Source organism: Streptomyces fulvorobeus (assembly GCF_013167895.1).
GTDB classification, from domain to species: Bacteria; Actinomycetota; Actinomycetes; order Streptomycetales; family Streptomycetaceae; genus Streptomyces; species Streptomyces fulvorobeus.
The window spans coordinates 299,140-319,499 of sequence record NZ_BLWC01000001.1; the positions used below are offsets into that span (position 1 = coordinate 299,140).

Genomic DNA, 20,360 nt, shown 5'->3' on the forward strand with positions numbered 1-20,360 from the left:
CCTGTCCGGTCTTCCGGAGCGGCAGGGGTGGCGTCGGCTGGTTCCGGCCAGCAGAGTTGACGGCATGTCGACGGGCAAGCGTAGTGCGGGACTGCTCCTCTTCCGGGTCGTGGACGCGGAAGACGGTCCGGACGTGGAGGTTCTGCTCGGCCATATGGGCGGCCCCTTCTGGGCCGGCCGGGAGTCGGGCGCCTGGTCGGTGCCCAAGGGGGAGTACGCCGCAGGGGAGGAGCCGGAGGCGGCGGCCCGCCGGGAGTTCGTGGAGGAGCTGGGGCTGCCCGCTCCCGGGGGCGGCTGGGTGCCCCTGGGCGAGGTGCGTCAGGCGGGCGGCAAGACGGTGACGGTGTGGGCGGTGGAGGGCGAGGTGGACCCCGCGCTCGCCGTGCCCGGGACCTTCACCATGGAGTGGCCGCGCGGCTCCGGCGTACAGCGGGAGTTCCCCGAGATGGACCGGTTCGCCTGGTGCGCGCCGGCCGAGGCGGCGGAGCGCCTCGTGGCTGGCCAGCGGGTCTTCCTCGACCGGCTGCGCGGTCACGTGCGCGGCGCGGACACCTCTTCGTAGCCGTGTCGGACCGCCGACCGGAAAGCCCTCGAACGCGTCCTGCGGAACATCGCGGGGTGGCGGCACAGGCCGGGGGGCACCGGCCCGTGCCCGCGGTTCAGTGGCGGTCGGCCGGCACGGGGCGCCGGGGTGCGAGCGCGGAGAGGAACGCGGTCCGGCGGCGGAGCCGGAAGCCGAGCGAGGTATAGAGCCGGACCGCGTTGGTGTTGGACGCCGCCGCGTGCAGGAACGGAATGTCGCCCCGCTCCCTGATGTCGTGGGCGACCGCGCGCACGAGGCGGCCCGCGAGCCCCTGCCCCCGTACGGACTCGTCGGTGCACACACCGCTGATCTCGCTCCAGCCGGGCGGGTTCAGCCGCTCCCCCGCCATCGCCACCAGCACCCCGGAACGACGGATGCCGAGGTAGGTGCCGAGCTCGACGGTGCGCTTGGCGAAGGGGCCGGGCCGGGTGCGCTCGACGAGTTCGAGCATCTCCGGGACGTCGGCGGGGCCGAGCCGCACGGCCTCCGGGTCGGGGGCGGCGGCCACGGTCTCGTCGACGAGCTGGACGCCCTCCGCGTGGAACACGACCTTCCAGTCGTCCGGCGGCGGCTCACGGAAAGCCGCGATGGTGACGGTGCCGCCGGGTCCGGCGAGCGCGGCGGCGTCGGTCCAGTCCCCGGCCTCCGGGTCGTCCGGAAGTGCCAGCCACGGGGAGACCTCGGGCGGATAGCGCAGGAGGCGGCCACGGCACTCGGCGAAACGGGCGTGGGGTCCGGTCAGCGACGAGCGGACCGGGTTGTCGAGCGGGTGCCCGGCCGTCTCTCCGGGCCGGGCACCCGCCGCGAAGGCGTCGGCGCCGCTCATGCGGTCACCTCGATCACGATGGTGAGCGGGCAGCCGAACACGGCCTGCCCGGGTGCGAACCCGTCCGTATCCGGCCCGGTCGCCACCACGGTCCCGGACGCCTCGCTGCCGAGGACGGCGGGCAGGGCGACGGGGGCGCTCCCGGGCCGCGTATAACCGTCCCGCAGCTTCCAGTCGACGGGGTCGACTCCGGCCGCCCTGACCGCGACGAGCAGTTCGCCGGGGCCGGGTCGCGGCATCGGCAGGTCCGCGAAGGCTTCCACCTCGGGTCCGCCGTACCGGGTGAATACGTACGCCTTGGGCATGAGTTCCCTCGCTCCGGTCCGCTCGTCGGCTGCCCGATGGGCGGCCGGGATGCGGCAGCCGCAGGGCGACACCTGCGGTAAGTCCGTTCGGTCTGCATGTATTCCCGTGTACGCCTCGCGTGTCCGTTCTCCGGTGTACATCGAAATCGACTCAAAGAGCGTGGAATACCGGCCGGTCGGGCTCCAACCCCCCTTCCGCTGTGGCACTGTGGAGCCGATCGCCCCACCGGGCTCCCCCGTACCGGTGGGGCGGTTCTGTGCTCTCCGGGCGCTCGACGCGACCCCGGCCGGAGGTTCTCCGGCCCGGCGGAGCGAATACCGGCCAATCAACCTGTATTCCCCGGACCGACTCCTTCCGTTACGCATGACCGCCGGAACCCGGGGCAGGCGCAAAGACCTCATGGCCAACCACCAGGGGAGCGTGAAGAGATGACGGGACACACCGTGCGAACGGCCGAGGCGCAGGCGACGAAGGCCACGGCCGAGCTGCCGTGGATCGAGGATGCCGGAAAGGTCGCCCCGAAGGACGCGCGGGAACTGTCGCGGCTCTTCTTCGACCGGCTCCAGGTCCTGGAGGAGGGCACCCCTGAGCACCAGTACGCGCGCAACACCCTCATCGAGATGAATCTGTCGCTGGTCCGCTTCGCGGCGGGACGGTTCCGCAACCGCGGCAGCGGTGACATGGAGGACATAGTCCAGGTGGGGACGATCGGCCTGATCAAGGCCATCGACCGCTTCGACCTCTCCCGCGAGGTCGAGTTCACCTCCTTCGCCGTTCCGTACATCGTCGGCGAGATCAAGCGCTTCTTCCGCGACACCAGTTGGGCCGTCCACGTGCCCAGGCGGCTCCAGGAACTCCGGGTGGACCTCGCCAAGTCGAAGGAGTCCCTGTCGGCCGAGCTCGACCGCGAACCCACGGTCCAGGAGCTCGCCGAGCATCTCGGGATCGAGGAGAGCGAGGTCACCGAAGGCATCGTCGCCGCCAACGGCTACACCGCCGGATCACTGGACATGCCCACGGACTCCGCCGAGTCGTGGAAGCTCACCGCGGGCGGACGCACGTTCGCCGACGTACTGGGTGAGCCCGACCCGGCCATGGAGAGCGTCGAGAACCTCCACGCCCTCGCGCCGCTGCTCTGCGAACTCGGAGAGCGCGATCGCCTCATCATCGACATGCGGTTCGGCCAGGAGATGACCCAGGCGCAGATAGGTGAACAGCTCGGCATCTCGCAGATGCACGTCTCCCGCCTGCTCAGCCGCATCCTCTCCACGCTCCGCAGCGGGATGCTCACCGAGGACTGAGCGGCCCGCGCCCCGGCCCGGCCGCGTCCGGACGGTCATCCAGCCCCCGCGACCGTCCCGCACCACCGCACCGTCACCCGATCGGCCTAATCGGAAAAGAGCCCGCGATGCCGCGGGGCACGGTGCTGGAGCCCACCTGCCGAGCCCATGGGCCCCGCCTCCCGCTGCCGGGAAGTTGCAGCGCCCATCCGGGTGAGGCGCGATGGAGGTCGGACGCGCCTTCCCTGCTGGACCCACCCACAGGACGCGCCCGGGCGAGGAGGAACCGGCTATGGGAGCCGCAGACGGTTTCACGGATTCCGCAGAGCTTGACGGCCTGAACGTCTACGACAGCGAGGGCGAGAAGGTCGGAAGCGTCGGGCGGGTGTACGTCGACGACGTCACGGGCAAGCCCGACTGGATCACGGTCAAGACCGGCATGTTCGGTATGAAGGAGAGCTTCGTACCGCTCGCCGGAGCTCGCCGTGTCGCCTCCGACCTGCATATCTCTCATCCGAAGGACAAGGTCAAGGACGCCCCGCGGGTGGACGCGGACGCCCACCTGTCCGTTACGGAGGAAGAGGAGCTCTACCGGCACTACGGCCTCACGAAGAGGTCGACCACGAAGGCCGCCGGACCGGCGGGCACCGCTGCCGGCGCGCCGACCACGACCGGTACCGGCACGATGGGCGCCGCCGGCACCACCCGTGGGGGCACCGGCAAGGCGACCACCCCCGGCATGGCGGGAACCGGAACCGGCGCGGGCAGGCACCGCGACACCTCCGCGACCACGGGACGCCCACTCGTGGGCGCCGGGTCCGAACGGTCCGCGGCCGACCTCGGCCACAAGGACGAGATGATCCGGTCCGAGGAGCAGCTGCACGTCGGGACGGAGGAGTACGAGAGCGGACGGGCGCGTCTGCACAAGTACGTGGTGACCGAGAACGTCACCCGCACCGTGCCCGTCTCCCACGAGGAGGTCCGGGTCGTACGCGAGCCCCTGATGCCGGACGAGAAGTCCACCGGCCGGACCGACATCGGCGAACAGGACGTCGAGGTCACACTGCACGCGGAACGGGCGACCGTCCGCAAGGAGGCCGTCCCCGTCGAGCGCGTCCGTCTCGAGACGAACAAGGTCACCGAGCAGAAGGAAGTCTCCGCCGAGGTCCGCAAGGAGAAGATCGACTACGCGGACGGGAAGGACATGGGCAGCGGCAAGGAGATGGGCGGCGAGTTCGGCCCGGGACGCCGCCGCTGACCCCCTGTACGCGACGGACCGACGTACACCGCAGGACAGGGGGCGGACCCGTGCCGTACGGGCCCGCCCCTTCGCCGTGTATCCGGCCGGCCCCGGAGGCGGCTTCCCACGGCAAGGCGCGCGCCGGGATGCGCAGTGGTGCCGGCGCGCCGCGAGTCGTGTTCAGATCCGCTTGAGCGCCGCTTCCAGCTCGGCGGCGTCCGGCGGGTCCGCCCCGGCCCGCGCCACGGTCAGGGCGGCCGAGGCCGCCGCATGGCGCAGTACCTCGGTCACGGTGCCCGCGTCGACCGAGCGCAGCCGCTCGCGGCCGTCCGCGCCGAGGAGCCCGCGTGAGGCGAGAGCGTGCAGGGTGCCCGACATGAACGCGTCGCCCGCGCCGACGGTGTCCACCACGTCGGTGGGCACCGCGCCGATGCTCACGCGTCCACCGCGAAACACGGCGAGCGCGCCCTCGGCCCCCGGGTGACCAGGGCCAGGGCGGGGCCGGTGGCCTGCCAGCGGGCGGCGGCTTTCCCGGGATCCTCCCCCGGGTACAGCCACTCCAGGTCCTCGTCGCTCGCCTTGACGATGTCGCTGAGTGCGACACAGCGTTCGACGCGGCGGACGGCGGCGGCATGGTCCCCCATCAGTTCCGGCCGCACATTGGGGTCGTAGCTGACGGTCGCCTCTGTGCGCGCCGACTCGACGGCGCCACGTACGGTGCCGGCGCCCGGCTCCATCACCGCGGCGATCGACCCGGTGTGGACGTGGCGGTGCGCGGTCCCCGGGGGCCCGTACCGGTACAGCGCGTCGCGCGTCCCGAACCCTCCCGCTGCCAGGGTCCAGGTGATCTCGAAGGTGTACGCGGCCCGTCCGTCGCCGTCGAGGGTCACGGCGGCGGACGGGGTGGGCGCGGTGGCGTCGTCGGTGCGCACCCGCACCCCGGCGGCTGTCAGATGGTCCCTGATCAGCCGCCCGTTCTCGTCGGCGCCCAACTGGGTGAGCAGCGTGGCGCTCCGCCCGAGCCGGGCGAGTCCGTAGGCGACGTTGGCCGGGCTGCCGCCCGGGAGGACCTGGTCGACCGCACCGGGGCGCCGGACGATGTCGGCGACACATTCACCGATGACCAGCACGTCGAGTCTGTCGAGCATGGGGCGTCTCCCTGGAGTGCGGTGCCGAAGGTGTGCCGGCAGGCGTTGCGCCTCCCGGACACAGTGGCTCCGATCCTGCCCTGTGCGGGACAGGTGCCGAAGACTCCGAGCCTTCAGAGGTGCACCCGGAGAGCCCGGCGGCGGTTCGGGTGCGTCTCAGGAGGCGCCCTGGCCGCCCTCCTCCCCGTACCGCCGCTCGAATTTGGCCACCTGTCCCTCCGTGTCGAGCACCCGGGCCCTGCCGGTGAAGAACGGGTGGCTCTCGGCGGAGATCTCCACGTCGATCACGGGATAGCTGTTGCCGTCGTCCCAGTCGATCGTCTGCTCGCTCGACGCGGTGGACCTGGTCAGGAAGGCGTAGCCGGCGGACCGGTCGCGGAAGACCACGGGGCGGTACGAGGGGTGCTTGTCCTGCTGCATGCCTGCTCCTGGGGAGGTACGGTTTCGGCTCCGGCCAGCCTCGCGAACAGGAGCGCACCGCGCGATCGCACGCGTCCGTACGGGGGAGCGCGCCGTTCACCCGCTGCCGGGACGGTGCACAGGCCGTTCCACTCCACGGCCGGACGGCTCCCGGGGGCCGGGTCCACGGACAGACCGCCACCAGCAGGGCGAGGGAGCCGGGCACGCCACCGAGACCACGCCGGTCGGGTGGCGGGAATCCCACCAGGGCGGGTCGGGCAGTCGCGCCGGCGGCTCAGCGCCCGGTCCGCTCCCCCGGCCCCACGGCCTCCAGCGCGTCCGCCACCAGGGTCAGGAATGCGGCATGGGCCTGAGGGCTGCACAGCGGCTCCGGGTTCCACGGCACCACGCGCGCCGACTCCCACAGCGCCGGCCTGCCCGGTGCCGCGGCGAAGGCGTCGAAGGGGGTGGCGTGAGCCCTGACGTCCGCGAGGACGAGAGACGGCCGCACTCCCGCCGCCCGCGCCCGGTCGACGGTGGACCAGCTCGCGCCTGGCCCTTCGGCGGGCTCCACCAGGTTCACGCCGAGCTCGGCCAGCACCCGCAGTTCGGGCCACATGCCCGGGCGGGCGAGGTGGACCTCCTCCCAGCCCGCGGGCGAGAGGGCGAGCACCTCGGGGCGCTCCGGTGCGGCGGCGACCGCACGCAGCCGTTCCCTGGCGGCGGCGCACTCCCCGGCGCGGGCAGGGGCGGACCCGCCCCCCAGCGAGTGGGCCAGTTCGGCGAACCGCTCACCTGTCGCGGCGAAGTCGCGGGCCCGGCCCACGTCGATCACGACGACCGGAACCTGCTTCTCCAGATGCTTGGCGGTCTCGGGAGCGAGCCCGTACGCCTGCCCGCCCCCGTAGGAGACCGCGACGACCAGGTCCGGGGCGCCACGCAGCAGGGCATCGATGTCCAGGGCCGCGCCCGCACCGGCGTAGGCGACCGACTCCAGGGGGAGCGTGCCGGCCTTCACCTGGTCGGGCACCGAACCGTCGTGGCCGGAGCCGAAGATTCCGTCGGGCCGTATGCCGTAGTCCCACAGGGTGGCTCCGGCCTGGATGTACGCCAGTATCCGGACCGGACGGCGTACGGCCTGCGATACGCGCCCCCGGTCGTCGGTGAACCGCCATGCGTGCTGTTCCGTCACGTCGCCACCCCTCTGCGTCGGCTCCCCGGCCGCTCAGCCGGGCCGGCACACCTGTACCTGCCCAGCCGGTTGCCGCCACATCCGCCGCTGGACGGCCCGTACCGGACGGGCCGTCCACCTGGTGATCGGTACAGAGCTCAACTGGACACCTCCGGGAGGTGACTGACGGGAGGACGGCCAGGGCGAGGGGCACGGGAGCCGGTCATCGGCCGGAGGGGGATTCACCCGTTCCGCGCTTTCAAGCGAGCGCACTTCCTCACCAACTGTTAGACATGAACAACCCACGGTGATCATCCGGCATCTCCACGAGCCTCTTCCGCCGCGCCGAGAAGGAACTCACATGCTCCCGACCGCTCTCCGTATCGCGCTGACCGTGACCGTCGGAGCATCGCTCTGCGCCATAGCTCCCCACAGCCCGGAGCAGAGCCGGGGCTCCGCGGCCCCCGTACCGGCTCACGGGGCCGCCCCCGGAGCCGGCCACTGCCCCGTGGTCGACGTGATGGTGGTCTACACCCCCAAGGCCGCCGCCGAGGTCGGCGGGCGCCACCGTGTGTCCGCGTCGGCCCAGCAGATCGCCCTCCGGATGAACCGCTCGCTCAAGCGGAGCGGGGTCTGCGGGTCGATCCGCATCGCCCACGCGTACACGGCGACGGAGTACGACGGCTCCGAGGACTTCGTCCCCGCCTACCGACGGCTCAAGGACCGGGACGATCCGACGCTGGGCGGGCCGGCCCACGAGTTGCGCGACCGGTTCGCGGCCGACCTCGTCACCGTCATGGTGAACCGGCCGGAGAAGGGCGGCGGCATCGCCGACTACACCTCCAGGCTCAACGAGGCGACCAGCGAAATGGCGTATTCGGTCGTCGATGTGCAGGGGATCAAGCTCGACTCGGTCAGCCACGAGCTCGGGCACAACCTGGGCCTGGCCCATGACCGTACGACGATAGCGACCGACCCGGACGGCGGGATGAGGGTGAGCGAGGACCGGCCGTACAACACGGGCTGGATCACCCCGGACCGCAGGTACTACACGATCATGGCGTACGGGTCCTCGTGCGGTGACTGCACCCGGGTCGGGCAGTTCTCCAACCCTGACCGGAGGTGGCACGGGCAGCCGTTGGGCGATGACTCCAACGACAGCGCCCGCGCGCTGCGCGAGACGATGCCGGTGGTCGCCGGGTACCGCGACTTCTCCGGACCGTTCGGCCATTAGCCCTCTCGCTACCCGGTGCTCCCCGGCGGTCGCGCCCGGTCCCGGCCGGGCGCGACCGCGGTCAGGGGCGTTAGCTGGAGGTAGCCCCGGGAGCTCTCGGGCGGCCGCACCGGTTTCCGCCGCCCCCGGGCGTTGAGGAGGTTCCCTGATGTCCAGCACCGTCAAGGACATGCTCGCCACCTATCCGGCCGATCTCGGCGACATCGATCAGGCCAAGCTCACCCGCTGCATCGAGGAGTGCATCGCCTGCGCCCAGGCGTGTACGGCGTGCGCGGACGCCTGCCTCTCCGAGGGCATGGTCGGCGACCTGGCCAAGTGCATCCGTACCGACATGGACTGCGCCGACATCTGCACCGCCACCGGCGCGGTGCTCTCCCGCCACACCGGCTACGACGCCCACATCACCGCCGCGATCCTGACGGCGTGCGCGATGGTCTGCAAGGCGTGCGGGGACGAGTGCGCCATGCACGCGGACACTCACGAGCACTGCCGGGTCTGCGCCGAAGCCTGCCGCTCCTGCGAAGCGGCGTGCAACGAACTGCTCGGCGCCCTCGGCTGACCGGCACCGTCGAACGCGGCGAGGCGTCCCGTGCCCACGGACCAGGAGCGCCGTCACCCGATCACCGTGGTCAGCCCTGGGGTTCCTGCGGTTTGGCCTCGGTCTCGCGCCGGCGGTGCTCCTGGAGTTCGATGCGCGCCTCGGTGCGGTGCCCCCGGGCGATGTAGTCGCGCACGACCACCTCTACGGCGTCCTGGGGCGAGCCGACACCGGCCAGGACCATCACTTCCACCACCAGTTCGGCGTCGAGACTGATGTTGACCTTGGCCATGGGAGGCCCTCCTTCGTCGATCCGGGACTCTAACAGCCGTACGACGGCGCCTCGTTCGTACGAAGGCCCGTTCGCCCCCGGGCGGCGCGGGTCGGCGTCCGGGCCGTACCCGCCGAACTCCGCTCCCGGCCGGCGCGCTTGCGCCTAACCTGTGCTGAGGGCGGCGCCACCCCGCCCGGCACCACCCCCGGGAAGGGCGACATGTCACTGGAACCGGGCAAGCCGCCGGACTATCCCCCCAAGACCCCGCCGCCTCCGAAGAAGCCCGTCTCGCCCCCGCGCCCGAACACCACGACCCCGGCACCGACCAGGTCCACGCTGCTGCGGTCGGGGCGGCGCGGCGTGACGATGGTGAATCGGCGCGGGATGAACTGGAAGCTGGAGTCGGCTCCGTGGGCGGCGGGGAAAGCCCGTACGGCGGTGTCGGACCAACTGGCCAAGTGGCGCCATGTGTTCACGTCGACGGTGGGAAGGACCATCGAGGCGGTGACCACCGTGCTCGTCGACGCCACGGTCGCGGACGGCGGCACCCACGTCAGCCTTCACCTGTCCGGCCAGGACGGACAGGTGTGCATCGTCGTCCTGTCCCACCGGTCGGCGCTCAGAGCCGGTCACGAGACGGAGGGGGACGACGTGCTGCGGCGGATCACCGCCCACCTCGCCGTCACCGGCTGCGGTAGCGACACCGGTCCTGACGGCCGGCGCCTGTGGGCCGTCATCGCCCTCTCAGGAACGTGAAGCCTCCGATGGCTCCGAAAGCTTCGGGCGGCTCCGCAGAATCCGGGCACACGGTGCCGGTCGGATGAGCGGGGGCCGTCCGGCTCCGGGCCGGGTCAGTCGTTCACGGCGGTCAGCAGCACCACCGCGTCCTCCACGGCGAGCAGCCCGTGCCGCTCCTGGGGGATCGGGTGCAGGGTGCCCGCGGCGAGATCGACGTCGCCGGAAGGTGCGGTGAGGCGCACCGCGCCCTGGAGCACCTGGAGGGAGGCGGCGGGCGGGGCGTTGTGTTCGTCGAGGGCCGATCCGCCCGTGAGGGCGATGATCGTCTGGCGGAGGGTGTCCTCGCGCAGCAGGAGACGGGCACTGCGTCCGTGGGCCGAGGAACGGGCCAGTGCCAGGTGCTCGACTGCGAGGGCGTTCAGATCGTCCATGTCCACACTGTGCCACGAGGCCGGGCCGCGCGTCCGACTGCGCGGCCCGGCCGGGACGGACCCGGTCAGAGATCGCCGGTGTACAGGAGCCGGTCGGGTGAGCCCGAGCTCAGGCGGGAGAGGGCACCCGCGGTGGCCTGCTCGGTGAGCAGGTCGGTGAGCGCCTGCGGGGAGGCGGCCGGGTTCTTCTCCTTGTGGAGCACGGCGACCCCGGTGACATGGGGGGCGGCCATGGACGTGCCGCTGAGCGACTGCTGGCCGCCACCGAGCCGGGCGGAGACGATCGCCGCGCCCGGGGCGTAGAGCTCGACGCACTTGCCCCAGTTGCTGAAGTCCGTCTGCTGGTCCGAGATGTCCGAGGCGGCCACGGTGACCACTCCGTCCGCTCCGGCCGGGGAGACGTCGCAGGCGTCCGCGTTCTCGTTGCCGGCCGCGACGACCGGGAGGACACCACGGTCCCACAGCCCGTCGACCGCGCGGTCGATCGCGGCCGACGAGGAACCACCGAGCGAGGCGTTGACCACGGCGGGCTGCTCCGCGTTCTCGGCGACCCAGTCGAACCCGGCGAGGACCCCGGCCCACGAGCCCCTGCCCTGGCAGTCCAGCACCCGCACCGTGGTGAGCGAGGCGGCGGACGCCACGCCGAACGTCGCACCACCGACGGTACCGGCCACGTGCGTGCCGTGCCCGTTGCAGTCCTGGCCCTTACGTCCGTCGCCGATGGAGTCGTACCCGAAGGTCACCCGTCCGCCGAACTCGCTGTGCTGGGCGTCGATCCCCGTGTCGACGATGTACGCCTGCACTCCCTTGCCCGTACCGGTCACGTCGTACGCGCTGTCGAGCGGCAGCTCGCGTTGGTCGATCCGGTCCTGCCCCCAGCTTCCGGGCGTGGCGCGGGTGCCGGGGAACGACGCCCGAGCGGTCGGCGCGCCGCTGCCTCCTACGGTGACCTCGCCGTTCTCCTCCACGGACTCGACGCCCGGCAGGGCGCGTACCGCTCGGAGCTGATCCGGTGTCAGGACTGCCGCGAAGCCGTTGAGGATGTTCTTGTAGGTGAACAACGTCTGGACGCCCAGGCCGGCCTTCCGCTGGATGGCGTCGGGCGCAAGTCCTGGAGCGAGCGTGACGATGTACTCGCCGGTGACCGGGCGGTCGGACCGGAGCACGGGTGCGGCCGTCCGGCCGGTGTCGGCCGAAGCCGGAGTGGAACCGATCAGGGGGACCACCAGCAGCAGAGCGGCGGGGGCCCAGTGGGCGCGCAGGCGCATGAGTTCTCCTTGAGGCAGGGCGGTGACAGGGTGGGACTGGGACGGGCGGGTTGGCATGAGGGCGGGATGGGAGGAGGAGGCGGGGCGGACGGTTTCGGACGGTCAGCCGGGACCGGAGACCAGGGACAGTTCCGCGAGGCCGGTTCCGGCCTCTTCCGCCGCCCTCGTACCGACCCATCTCCCCAGTGCCGTCTCGGCGGTGATCCCGGGGCCGAAGCCGGCGATGAGTCCTTGTCCGAAGTCCGCCACACCGCCGTCGTCGAACAGGCGGGCCAGCGCGTCGAAGACCACGGAGCTGGCGATATTGCCGCGTTCGGTGAGCGTCGCCCGGCTGAAGCGGAACATCTCCTGAGGGAGATCCAGGTAGTGGCAGAGGTCGTCGAGAATGCGCGGTCCGCCGGCGTGCACGATGAAGAAGTCCATGGCCGGCACGGTCCAGCCGTGCCTGTCGACCAGGCCCTGCAGGACCGGGGCCAGCATCTCCATGGTGCCGGGCACCCGTTTGTCGAGCAGGAAATGGAAGCCCGTCTCACGCACCGCGTAGGAGATCCAGTCCTCCGTGCCCGGCACCAGGTGGGAGCCGTTGCGTTCCAGGCGCATCCCCGTGCCACCGCGCCCGCGCACCACGGCCGAGGAGATGGCGTCGCCGAACAGTCCGTTGGAGAGCAGCGAGCCCACTCCGATGTCGGTCGGCTGGTAGCACAGCGAACAGAACTCGCAGGACACGATGAGGACGTTGGCATCGGGGTACGCCGTGCAGAAGTCGTGGGCCCGGTTGATCGCCGCACCGCCCGCGGCGCAGCCGAGCTGCGCGATCGGGAGCTGGCGCGTCTCGGCGCGGAAGCCCATCGTGTTGATCAGCCAGGCGGTGAGCGAGGGCATCATGAAGCCCGTGCAGGACACGTAGACGATCATGTCGATCTCGGCCGGCTCGACCTCGGCATGTGCCAGGGCCTGACGGACGACTTCGGGCACCCGGTTCTTGGCCTCGGCCTCGTACAGCCGGTTGCGCGCCTCGAAGCCGGGATGGCGCAGCGTCTCCTCGATCGGCTGGACGAGGTGCCGGGTCTCGACACCGGTGTTGCGGATGAGCCTCAGGACCAGCTCGCGCTGCGGGTGGTCGGCGTGGGTCTCCCGGGCCAGGTCCAAGGTCTGCTGCATCGTGATGACGTTCTCGGGCACAGCGATGGCCGGTCGGCACAGGGTCGCCATGGGTTCTCCTCGATCTCGGAAGCGAAGGCTCTCGTCACCAGGTGACGGGCAGCGCGAGGGGGTGACGCCAGATGGACGTGGTGTTCCACCGGACCTCCTCCGGCGGTACGTCGAGGCGGAGGGCCGGGAAGCGCGTCAGCAGCGACGAGAAGGCCACCTCCAGCTCCATCGTGGCCAGCGGCGCTCCCAGGCAGTGGTGTGCGCCCCAGCCGAAGGTCATGTGGGGGATGGACGGCCTGTCCGGGTCCAGCTCGTCCGGGCGCGCGAACTTCAGGCCGTCCCGGTTGGCGGTGAGGTAGGAGACGTGGACCACGTCCCCGGCCCGGATCATGACCCCGCTGAGCTCGACGTCCTCGGTGGCGATGCGCGGAATGCCGACGCCCTTGCGGAAGGGGATGTACCGCAGCAGTTCCTCAAGGGTGCGGGGCAGCCGGTCCGGCTCGGCCCGCAGGGACGCGAGGAGCGGCGGCCGGGTGAGCAGTGTGTAGGCGATGTTGCCGAGCTGGTACGTCGTGGTGTCCTGCCCCGTGATGAGGAGGACCATCGCCATGACGGCCAGTTCCTGGTCGTCGAGGAGCTCGGCGCCGTCCCGGGCCGTGGCGAGCGTGCTGATCAGGTCCTCACCGGGTGAGCGGCGCCGCTCGCCCGTCAGTTCCGTGAAGTAGGCACGGAGTTCGGCCTTGGCCTGGACCGCGTTCTCCCGGCCCGCGGCGCCCGTGTTCATCATGGTTAGGGCGTGGCCCCGCAGCCAGGGGCGGTCCACCTCGGGAATGCCGAGGACTTCACAGATGGTGATCAGGGGAAGCGGTGCGGCGACGCACGCCGCGAAGTCGGACGGGGCGCCGGCACTTTCCATCTCGTCCAGGAGCCCGTCGACGATGCCCTGGGTCCGCGTGCGCATGTGGTCCACGCGGCGCGGGGTGAAGCTCTTGGCGACCAGACTCCGCAGACGGCTGCTGGCCGGCGGGTCCATCAGGTTGATGGATTCGGCCTGCACGATGGGCTCGGGGGTCATACGCGGGAAGTCCCGGCCGAGCACGGCGCTGCGGCTGAAGCGCCGGTCGGTGGTGACGGTGCGGACGTCCTCGTAGCGGGTGACGAGCCATGCCTCGCCCTCCCCGTACGCCATACGGATACGGGACACCGGCTCTCGCGTGAGCAGTTCACCGAGTTGGGGGTCGAAGTCGAGCTGCTGCGCGAAATCGAACGGGCAGCTGCGCACAGTTTCCGTGTTCTCCACCGAGGTTCTCCCAATGACCGGTCAGGGAATTCAGGCCGTGCCCGCTCCGGACCGGGAACAGACCTCCAGTACGTCCCCCGTCACACAGGGAAACATGTCACCCACTCTCAGTAATCAGTCGATCAGAGGGTGATCCTTCGGCGTGTCGGGGCCGATGGGGCGATCGGAACGGACCCGCACGGATGAACTTGGGCTCACCGGCGCCCGCCGCGGGTAGTCCTGCGTGAAACCGCAGCAGGCCCCCGGACCGGGACGAGGCGCGCGCATGACTGACATCGACGACCACGCAATACATCGGCCCTCCGCCCCCGGGGACGCCGGACGTTCGTCCTGGGAGCCGCCGGCCTGGCCGGCCTCCTGTCGTCGGCGCCGCGTGCCACCGCCCTCACCGCCGGGCCCGCCGGCGCGGAGGGCGCCGCGAGGAACCTCGGCGTCTCCGGCCCCGCCGACGAGGGCCGCGTCCCGTTCCACGGGCGGCATCAGGCGGGCGTCCTCACCCCGCAGCAGCCCTTCGCCGCGTTCCTCGCGTACGACGTGGGGTGCCGGAACCAGAAGGAACTGGCCGTACTCCTGAAGGACCTGACCCGGCGGGCCAGGGCGCTCACGGCCGGTATCACTCCGGTGGACACGGACGTCGCCGCGGTCAGGGGCCCGCAGGATCTCCTCACGGTCACCGTCGGCGTGGGGCCTCTCTGTTCGACGACCGCTTCGGGCTGGCCCGGAGGAGACCGGCGGGGCTGGTGCCCATGCCCGCGTTCCCGGGCGACGAGTTGGACGAGGCGGGCTGCCACGGCGACCTTTCGGTGCAGATCTGCGCGCAGCACCCGGACGCGGTGGTGCACGTGATCCGGGATCTGACGCGTGAGACGCGCGGGATGCTGCGCGCCCGGTGGCGGGTCGACGGCTTCCTCAACCCGCCGCGCCCCGCGGGCGCGCCCCGCACCTTCACCGGCTTCAAGGACGGCATCGCCCATCCCGATCTCCTCACCCCGCGAGGCGGACCGGCTGCTGTGGGTCGGCGCGTCGGCGGGCGGACCCGCCTGGACCCGGGGCGGCTGCTACCAGGTCCTCCGTACCATCCGGCTGTTCACCGAGGCGTGGGACCGCGTGCCCACCTCCGGACAGGAGAAGATCCTCGGCCGCCGCAAGGCGACCGGGGCTCCGCTGACGGGGAAGAAGGAGACGGACCTGCCGGCGTACAAGGCGGACCCGGAGGGCCGGGTGATCCCGCTCGACTCCCATATCCGGCGGGCCAATCCGCGCACCCCGGAGACCGCCGACTCCCAGTTCCTACGCCGCAGCTACAACACCGACCGCGGCCTGGCCCCGGACGGCACACTCGATCTGGGGCTGCTCTTCTGCTCATACCAGCAGGACATCGACCGGCAGTTCGCCACGGTCCAGCGCCGCCTGGAGGGCGAGAGGTTCGCCGACTTCACCAGCACCACGGGGGCGGTTACTTCTTCGTACTGCCCGGCGTCCGGGACAGGGCGGACTGGTTCGGTTCGGGGCTGCTCGGCAGATGAGCCCGCCGAGGTGTCGATCAGGTCAGCTCCTGTCCTGATCGACACCTACCGTGCCGGTGGACGGCGGTACCCCTACACCCCGGAGGCGGCAGTGGAAGACGAAGCGGTGGAGACGACGGCTCCCGGGACTCTGTTCTTCGAAGGGGCAGCGGATCTGGAGTCCTGGCTCGACGCCCACCACGGAACACGGTCCGCGCTGTGGATCAAGGTCGCGAAGAAGGCGTCGGGCCTGGCGTCCGTGTCCGCGGCCGAGGTGGTCGAGAGTGCGATCTGCTACGGCTGGATCGACGGCCAGCGCAAGTCGTGCGACGAGACGTACTACCTCCAGAAGATCACGCCCCGCCGCCCCAGGAGCATCTGGTCGCTGGTGAACGTGCGCAAGGTCGAGGCGCTGACGGCGCAGGGGCGGATGCGCGAGCCGGGTCTCGCCGAGGTGCGGGCCGCCCGGGCGGACGGGCGGTGGGCGGCGGCCTACCCCTCCCAGAGTGAGGCCGTCGTGCCCCCCGACCTGGAAGCGGCGCTGGAGAGTAACCCGGAGGCGGCCCGCCATTTCGCTCAGCTCGGCAGGTCCGCCCGGTATCTGGTGCTCCTGCGTCTCGCTACGGCGCGGACACCGGCCGTCAGGTCCGCCAGGCTCCGGCGGGTGACGGAACGCCTGGCGGCGGGCGAGCCGGTTCGCTGACACCGGGCGGGCCCCCGGGCCGGGGCTTCAGGCGCCGAGCAGCTCCGGGTTGTCGGCCAGCGACGCGAGGTGTCCCGCCGGGTCGGCGATCAGCCTGCGGGCGGTCAGATCGAGCATGCCCCCCACACCGGTGACCTCCGCGGCAACCGTCCCGTCCTCCTTGGTGATCCGCTGCTCGATCCGGAAGGTCTTGCCGGCCCCGTAGATGAACGCGCAGGTCACCCGGACCTGGTCCCCGCCGCGCAGTTCGCTCGCGTACTTCACCGTCACTTCCAGGGCCACCGGGCCGACACCGGACGCCAGGAGCTTCTCCTGCGGCAGACCGGCGGCCCGCAGCAGCTCCCAGCGCGCGTGCTCCGCGTACTGGAGATAGACGGCCTGGTTCAGGTGCCCCTGGGTGTCGAGTTCATAGCCGCGCACTGTCACGTCAACAAAGAAGGTCATGAACAACGCAACACACACGGGCATTCCGCCATTCCGTCAGACCGCCGCTCCCCACGGGCGGCGAGGCGCTTCTTCGCCTCGGGCCAGTCGTCGGCGAGGAGCGAGAAGTAGACGGTGTCGCGCCAGGTTCCGTCGTGGCGCCGGCGGTGGCGGCGCAGCACTCCCTCGCGCTGCGCGCCGAGGCGGGCGATGGCCTCCTGGGAACGGAGGTTGAGGTGGTCGGTCTTCAACTGGACTCGCCCCATGCCCAGTTCTTCGAAGGCGTACGTCATGAGCAGCAGCTTCGTCTCGGAGTTGACCGCCGAACGCCAGAACGCGCGGCCGTACCAGGTCCAGCCGATCTCCAGCCGTTCGTCGGGGACGCTGATGTCCATGAAGGAGGTCCAGCCGACCGCCCGGCCGCTCGCGCGGTGCAGGACGGCGTACGGGACGTAGGTGCCCCGCTCCGCCTCACCGAGCAGGGCGCGCATCGTCGCGCGGAGCTCTTCCGGCGACTGCGGGGCGGGGCCGCCCTGCCAGCGCCACACCTCCTCGTCGCGGCCACCGGCCGTGAAGAGGTCTTCGGCGTGGTCCATCGTCAACGGCACCAGGGTCACGTGCCGACCGGTCAGCGTCACGGGCGCAGGTCTCTGAGCAGGCATGACCTCACCCTAACTCATTTTGGACTAGCACTGAATCCGTAATGCACTAGTGCAAAGTGCCTACCGGCGACGCGCGCGCCCGGAGTGGCGTGACTAGACTTTCGACCATGGGACAGCGGCCTGTGGCGGCGACTGCGCCCGAACTCGTCCTCGAAACCGATCAGGGTTCGACAGTGATGAGGCCGGGCCGGGACTACCGCGTCGGCCGCGACCCGTCGAGCGACATCGTCATCGACGACATCCGGGTCTCCTGGCACCACGCGGTGCTGCGGCCCGAGACGGACCACTGGCTGCTGGAGGACGAGCACAGCACCAACGGCACGTACACCGGAGGGCGTCGCGTCCATGAGGCGGACGTGGGTCCCGGTAGCGTGATCCGCTTCGGCAGCGCCTGTGACGGGCCGCGCGCGCTGCTCGTCGGACCCGAGCCCCCGGCCACCGCGGCCCGCACCCCCCAACGGCCGTCGGCCGTCTCCATGCCCGGCGCGACGGGCACCTTCCGGCAACCGACGACCGTACGCCCGCTGCCCGCCCGCACCGTGCGCATCGGCCGCGGCGACGGCAACGACCTGGTCGTCGACGACCTGCTGGTCTCCCGGCGCCACGCCGAACTGCGCGCCCTCGCCGACGGTACGTACGAGATCGTCGACCTCGCAAGCCACAACGGCACCTTCCTCAACGGGGCGCCGGTGGACCGCGCTCCCGTCGCGGCCGGGGACGTCGTGGGCATCGGGCACTCGGCGTTCTGCCTGGTCGGCGACGAGCTCCAGGAGTTCGTCGACACCGGTGAGGTGTCGCTGGACGTGCAGGGCCTCGCCGTCACGGTGGACCACGGCCGCAGGACGCTCCTGGACGAGGTGGCGTTCCCCGTGGGGGAGAAGTCCCTGCTCGCGGTCGTCGGACCGAGCGGCGCGGGGAAGTCCACGCTCCTCAACGCGCTGACGGGGCTGCGGCCCGCCGACCGGGGCCGGGTCCTGTACGACGGCCGTGACCTCTACCGGGACTTCGCCGAGCTGCGCCAGCGCATCGGGCTCGTACCGCAGGACGACATCCTGCACGCGCAGCTGACCGTCCGGCGCGCCCTCGGCTACGCGGCAGAGCTCCGGTTCCCGCAGGACACCGCCGCGGCCGAACGGCAGGCCCGGGTCTCCGAGGTGATGGCTGAACTGGGTCTGGAACAACGCGCCGACCAGCCGATCCACAGCCTCTCAGGAGGCCAGCGCAAGCGCGTGAGCGTGGCCCTGGAACTGCTGACGAAGCCCTCCCTGCTCTTCCTCGACGAGCCGACCTCCGGCCTCGACCCCGGGATGGACCGTTCCGTGATGCACATGCTGCGGGGCCTCGCCGACGACGGCCGTACGGTCGTCGTGGTGACCCACAGCGTGCTGAGTCTGGACGTCTGCGACCGGCTCCTCGTCCTCGCGCCGGGCGGACGCATCGCCTACTACGGCCCGCCGGACGAAGCGCTGGCCTTCTTCGGCTTCTCGCAGTGGCCCGAGGCGTTCGAAGCCTTCGAGAACGACCGCGACCGCGACTGGGCGGGGCAGTACCAGGCGTCCGCCTTCCACCAGCGGTACATACTCAGCGCCACCGCTCAGCCGCGACCCGCGGTCGCCCCGGCCGCGGCGACGGTGGCACCGCCGCCGAGGACCAGGAACTGGGGCGCCCAGCTGAGCACCCTCGTACGCCGTTACGCGGCCGCTCTCAGCGCCGACCGGACCTTCCTCATCATCATGATCGCCCTGCCGTTCGTGATGGGAGCGATGGCACGAGCCCTGGCGGGCAGCGAGCTGAACCGGGAAACGGCGATGAACGCCCTGCTCATCCTCTGCGTCGGCGGGGTGCTGACCGGCGCCGCCAACGCGGTGCGCGAACTGGTCAAGGAACGGGTCATCTACCAGCGGGAGCGCGCGGTCGGGCTGTCCAGATCCGCGTACCTGATGTCCAAGGTCGTGGTGCTCGGTGTCATCACGGTCCTCCAGGCGGTCGTGCTGACCCTGGTGGGTCTGGTCGGCGTCGATCTCCACGCGCCCGGCGGCAGGGGTGTGCTGCTACCTCCGCTGGTGGAGATCACCGCGGCCGTCGCCCTGCTCTCGTTCACCGCGATGATGCTCGGCCTCCTGGTGTCCGCGCTCGTCCGCAAGGAGGAGGTCACCATGCCGTTGCTGGTCCTCCTCGCCATCGTGCAGGTGGTGTTCTGCGGAGCCCTGCTCACCCTGCACGGGGTGGCCGGGGTCGAGCAGCTGGCGTGGCTGGTGCCTTCGAGGTGGGCTCTGGGCGCCATGGCGGGGACGATCGGCCTCGGCGCCCTCGTCCCCGGGAAGCTGACGGCCGATCCCCTGTTCGCGCACTCCGCCGGGGTGTGGCTGCTCAACATGGGCATGCTGGTGGTGCTCTCGCTGGTCTTCGGATACCTGGTGGCGAAGCTCCTGCGGCGCCACGAACCCGCCATCATGCGGAAGTAGCGGCGGCGGCCCATGACGACTCCGGAGTTCCGCCCGACCCATGTCGTCCCCCCGGACGGACTGCCCGCCTGGGAGGCCCCCGATGTCTCCCGGCCGACCGCGCCGCTCGATCCCCTGCTGCCCGTGCAGCTGCTCGACCGGCGGGGTGACTGGGCGTTCATCGCCTGCGCCAACGGGTGGTCGGCGTGGATCGACGGCAGACTGCTCGTCCCCGTGCCGCTGGAGCCGCCGGCCGCTCGTCAGCCGCTCGCCCGCACCGCGGACCCGGGGCCCCTGCTGGCCAGGGCGGACGAGGCGCTCCACCAGTACCGGCGCGCCGCGCGGGATCTCGCGGACGGGCGACTGGACGGAGAGGGCTTCCGGCTCCGTACCCAAGGGCTGCGGGTGGGTGTGATCGTCGACGGCGAGGGCGTGTGGCTCTACGACGCGGAGCACGAGCGCTGGGTGTACTGCGACGGGAGGCGGCTCAGCACGTACGCGGAGTCGGCGGGTCCCGGACCGGGCCGGGCGGCCACCGGGGCGGGGCCCGAACCGACCCGCGTGGTAGAGGACAACGGGCCCGAGCCTACCCGCGTCGTACAGGACAACGGGCCGGAGCCGACCCGCGTCGTCCAGGACAGTGGGCCCGAGCCTACCCGCGTCGTACAGGAGTCGGGCCCTCCGGCCTCCGGGCCATCGGCGGGGCCGCGGACCCGATCGGCCCGGTGACCCGCG

Annotated in this window: 18 protein-coding genes and 4 pseudogenes; 10 read left to right on the forward strand and 12 right to left on the reverse strand. The window is 71.6% G+C overall.

Translation table 11 applies throughout. The features are described from left to right. The first annotated feature begins 64 nt into the window (after nucleotides 1-64). Nucleotides 65-562, forward strand: a complete 498-nt coding sequence (locus tag Sfulv_RS01385) for an NUDIX hydrolase (RefSeq protein ID WP_173310492.1) — start codon at nucleotides 65-67, stop codon at nucleotides 560-562. A 97-nt stretch (nucleotides 563-659) separates the two neighbouring features. Here the strand turns inward: Sfulv_RS01385 and Sfulv_RS01390 are convergent, their stop codons facing one another. Further along, nucleotides 660-1,409 carry a GNAT family N-acetyltransferase gene (locus Sfulv_RS01390; RefSeq protein WP_173310493.1) on the reverse strand — a complete coding sequence of 250 codons (750 nt, stop codon included), beginning with the start codon at nucleotides 1,407-1,409 and terminating at the stop codon, nucleotides 660-662. 20 nt (nucleotides 1,410-1,429) lie between these two features. Then, nucleotides 1,430-1,714: pseudogene (locus Sfulv_RS01395) on the reverse strand (alcohol dehydrogenase catalytic domain-containing protein); the annotation flags it as partial. Between the two features lie 429 nt (nucleotides 1,715-2,143). Between Sfulv_RS01395 and Sfulv_RS01400 the strand changes: the two are divergent. Beyond that, entirely contained in the window at nucleotides 2,144-3,016 is an 873-nt protein-coding gene (locus Sfulv_RS01400; protein WP_173310497.1) for an RNA polymerase sigma factor SigF, read from the forward strand. Between the two features lie 271 nt (nucleotides 3,017-3,287). Further along, on the forward strand, nucleotides 3,288-4,253 hold the full coding sequence (locus Sfulv_RS01405) for a PRC and DUF2382 domain-containing protein (RefSeq protein ID WP_173310499.1): 966 nt from the start codon (nucleotides 3,288-3,290) through the stop codon (nucleotides 4,251-4,253). 162 nt (nucleotides 4,254-4,415) lie between these two features. Here Sfulv_RS01405 and Sfulv_RS01410 read toward each other — a convergent pair. The 3 genes and pseudogenes from Sfulv_RS01410 to Sfulv_RS01420 all read right to left on the reverse strand — a co-directional run bounded on the left by Sfulv_RS01410 (nucleotide 4,416) and on the right by Sfulv_RS01420 (nucleotide 6,974). Beyond that, a pseudogene (locus tag Sfulv_RS01410) lies at nucleotides 4,416-5,383 on the reverse strand (carbohydrate kinase family protein). A gap of 156 nt (nucleotides 5,384-5,539) precedes the next feature. Next, nucleotides 5,540-5,803, reverse strand: coding sequence for a type B 50S ribosomal protein L31 (locus tag Sfulv_RS01415; RefSeq protein WP_173310501.1), 264 nt, complete (start codon nucleotides 5,801-5,803; stop codon nucleotides 5,540-5,542). A gap of 274 nt (nucleotides 5,804-6,077) precedes the next feature. Continuing rightward, nucleotides 6,078-6,974 (reverse strand): substrate-binding domain-containing protein, encoded by an 897-nt coding sequence (locus Sfulv_RS01420; RefSeq protein ID WP_173310503.1) that lies wholly within the window; start codon nucleotides 6,972-6,974, stop codon nucleotides 6,078-6,080. 340 nt (nucleotides 6,975-7,314) lie between these two features. Here Sfulv_RS01420 and Sfulv_RS01425 point away from each other — a divergent pair, with 340 nt between their 5' ends. Beyond that, nucleotides 7,315-8,187 carry a M12 family metallo-peptidase gene (locus Sfulv_RS01425; RefSeq protein WP_173310505.1) on the forward strand — a complete coding sequence of 291 codons (873 nt, stop codon included), beginning with the start codon at nucleotides 7,315-7,317 and terminating at the stop codon, nucleotides 8,185-8,187. A 148-nt stretch (nucleotides 8,188-8,335) separates the two neighbouring features. After that, complete coding sequence (locus Sfulv_RS01430) at nucleotides 8,336-8,746, forward strand: four-helix bundle copper-binding protein (protein ID WP_173310507.1); 411 nt, start codon at nucleotides 8,336-8,338, stop codon at nucleotides 8,744-8,746. A 70-nt stretch (nucleotides 8,747-8,816) separates the two neighbouring features. Here the strand turns inward: Sfulv_RS01430 and Sfulv_RS01435 are convergent, their stop codons facing one another. Then, nucleotides 8,817-9,017, reverse strand: a complete 201-nt coding sequence (locus Sfulv_RS01435; protein WP_173310509.1) for a type II toxin-antitoxin system VapB family antitoxin — start codon at nucleotides 9,015-9,017, stop codon at nucleotides 8,817-8,819. A gap of 201 nt (nucleotides 9,018-9,218) precedes the next feature. On the opposite strand from Sfulv_RS01435, the gene Sfulv_RS01440 reads away from it, so the two are divergent. Then, a complete protein-coding gene (locus Sfulv_RS01440) occupies nucleotides 9,219-9,755 on the forward strand; it encodes a hypothetical protein (protein ID WP_173310511.1) in 537 nt (178 codons plus the stop codon). A gap of 95 nt (nucleotides 9,756-9,850) precedes the next feature. Here Sfulv_RS01440 and Sfulv_RS01445 read toward each other — a convergent pair whose 3' ends face one another. The 4 genes and pseudogenes from Sfulv_RS01445 to Sfulv_RS01460 form a co-directional block, all read right to left on the reverse strand. Continuing rightward, nucleotides 9,851-10,168, reverse strand: coding sequence for a cupin domain-containing protein (locus Sfulv_RS01445; protein WP_173310512.1), 318 nt, complete (start codon nucleotides 10,166-10,168; stop codon nucleotides 9,851-9,853). 65 nt (nucleotides 10,169-10,233) lie between these two features. After that, a complete protein-coding gene (locus tag Sfulv_RS01450) occupies nucleotides 10,234-11,436 on the reverse strand; it encodes a S8 family peptidase (protein WP_173310514.1) in 1,203 nt (400 codons plus the stop codon). A gap of 102 nt (nucleotides 11,437-11,538) precedes the next feature. Beyond that, a pseudogene (locus Sfulv_RS01455) lies at nucleotides 11,539-12,654 on the reverse strand (type III polyketide synthase); the annotation flags it as partial. Between the two features lie 28 nt (nucleotides 12,655-12,682). Beyond that, nucleotides 12,683-13,903: a cytochrome P450 gene (locus Sfulv_RS01460; RefSeq protein WP_173317503.1), complete on the reverse strand. Its 1,221-nt coding sequence runs from the start codon at nucleotides 13,901-13,903 to the stop codon at nucleotides 12,683-12,685. A gap of 315 nt (nucleotides 13,904-14,218) precedes the next feature. Here Sfulv_RS01460 and Sfulv_RS01465 point away from each other — a divergent pair. Both Sfulv_RS01465 and Sfulv_RS01470 read left to right on the forward strand, forming a co-directional pair. Further along, nucleotides 14,219-15,414, forward strand: a pseudogene (locus Sfulv_RS01465) (Dyp-type peroxidase). 106 nt (nucleotides 15,415-15,520) lie between these two features. Continuing rightward, the gene (locus tag Sfulv_RS01470; RefSeq protein WP_173317505.1) at nucleotides 15,521-16,096 is read left to right on the forward strand and encodes a YdeI/OmpD-associated family protein; all 576 of its coding nucleotides are present in this window, start codon (nucleotides 15,521-15,523) and stop codon (nucleotides 16,094-16,096) included. A 27-nt stretch (nucleotides 16,097-16,123) separates the two neighbouring features. Here the strand turns inward: Sfulv_RS01470 and Sfulv_RS01475 are convergent, their stop codons facing one another. Together Sfulv_RS01475 and Sfulv_RS01480 are read right to left on the reverse strand one after the other, a co-directional pair. Continuing rightward, nucleotides 16,124-16,540: an acyl-CoA thioesterase gene (locus tag Sfulv_RS01475; RefSeq protein ID WP_173310518.1), complete on the reverse strand. Its 417-nt coding sequence runs from the start codon at nucleotides 16,538-16,540 to the stop codon at nucleotides 16,124-16,126. Continuing rightward, the gene (locus Sfulv_RS01480) at nucleotides 16,537-17,181 is read right to left on the reverse strand and encodes a GNAT family N-acetyltransferase (RefSeq protein WP_173310520.1); all 645 of its coding nucleotides are present in this window, start codon (nucleotides 17,179-17,181) and stop codon (nucleotides 16,537-16,539) included. The genes Sfulv_RS01475 and Sfulv_RS01480 overlap by 4 nt, the downstream gene beginning before the upstream one ends. Before the next feature lie 107 nt (nucleotides 17,182-17,288). Between Sfulv_RS01480 and Sfulv_RS01485 the strand changes: the two genes are divergently transcribed. Together Sfulv_RS01485 and Sfulv_RS01490 are read left to right on the forward strand one after the other, a co-directional pair. After that, nucleotides 17,289-19,646 carry an ABC transporter ATP-binding protein/permease gene (locus Sfulv_RS01485; protein ID WP_173310522.1) on the forward strand — a complete coding sequence of 786 codons (2,358 nt, stop codon included), beginning with the start codon at nucleotides 17,289-17,291 and terminating at the stop codon, nucleotides 19,644-19,646. A 12-nt stretch (nucleotides 19,647-19,658) separates the two neighbouring features. Further along, nucleotides 19,659-20,354 carry an SH3 domain-containing protein gene (locus Sfulv_RS01490; RefSeq protein ID WP_246352958.1) on the forward strand — a complete coding sequence of 232 codons (696 nt, stop codon included), beginning with the start codon at nucleotides 19,659-19,661 and terminating at the stop codon, nucleotides 20,352-20,354. The last annotated feature ends 6 nt before the right edge of the window (nucleotides 20,355-20,360 follow it).

Coding starts and splice junctions, on each gene's coding strand:
- Sfulv_RS01385 (WP_173310492.1), top strand. CDS start 65: ATGTCGACGGGCAAGCGTAGTGCGGGACTGCTCCTCTTCCGGGTCGTG.
- Sfulv_RS01390 (WP_173310493.1), bottom strand. CDS start 1,409: ATGAGCGGCGCCGACGCCTTCGCGGCGGGTGCCCGGCCCGGAGAGACG.
- Sfulv_RS01400 (WP_173310497.1), top strand. CDS start 2,144: ATGACGGGACACACCGTGCGAACGGCCGAGGCGCAGGCGACGAAGGCC.
- Sfulv_RS01405 (WP_173310499.1), top strand. CDS start 3,288: ATGGGAGCCGCAGACGGTTTCACGGATTCCGCAGAGCTTGACGGCCTG.
- Sfulv_RS01415 (WP_173310501.1), bottom strand. CDS start 5,803: ATGCAGCAGGACAAGCACCCCTCGTACCGCCCCGTGGTCTTCCGCGAC.
- Sfulv_RS01425 (WP_173310505.1), top strand. CDS start 7,315: ATGCTCCCGACCGCTCTCCGTATCGCGCTGACCGTGACCGTCGGAGCA.
- Sfulv_RS01430 (WP_173310507.1), top strand. CDS start 8,336: ATGTCCAGCACCGTCAAGGACATGCTCGCCACCTATCCGGCCGATCTC.
- Sfulv_RS01435 (WP_173310509.1), bottom strand. CDS start 9,017: ATGGCCAAGGTCAACATCAGTCTCGACGCCGAACTGGTGGTGGAAGTG.
- Sfulv_RS01440 (WP_173310511.1), top strand. CDS start 9,219: ATGTCACTGGAACCGGGCAAGCCGCCGGACTATCCCCCCAAGACCCCG.
- Sfulv_RS01445 (WP_173310512.1), bottom strand. CDS start 10,168: ATGGACGATCTGAACGCCCTCGCAGTCGAGCACCTGGCACTGGCCCGT.
- Sfulv_RS01450 (WP_173310514.1), bottom strand. CDS start 11,436: ATGCGCCTGCGCGCCCACTGGGCCCCCGCCGCTCTGCTGCTGGTGGTC.
- Sfulv_RS01475 (WP_173310518.1), bottom strand. CDS start 16,540: ATGACCTTCTTTGTTGACGTGACAGTGCGCGGCTATGAACTCGACACC.
- Sfulv_RS01480 (WP_173310520.1), bottom strand. CDS start 17,181: ATGCCTGCTCAGAGACCTGCGCCCGTGACGCTGACCGGTCGGCACGTG.
- Sfulv_RS01485 (WP_173310522.1), top strand. CDS start 17,289: ATGGGACAGCGGCCTGTGGCGGCGACTGCGCCCGAACTCGTCCTCGAA.
- Sfulv_RS01490 (WP_246352958.1), top strand. CDS start 19,659: ATGACGACTCCGGAGTTCCGCCCGACCCATGTCGTCCCCCCGGACGGA.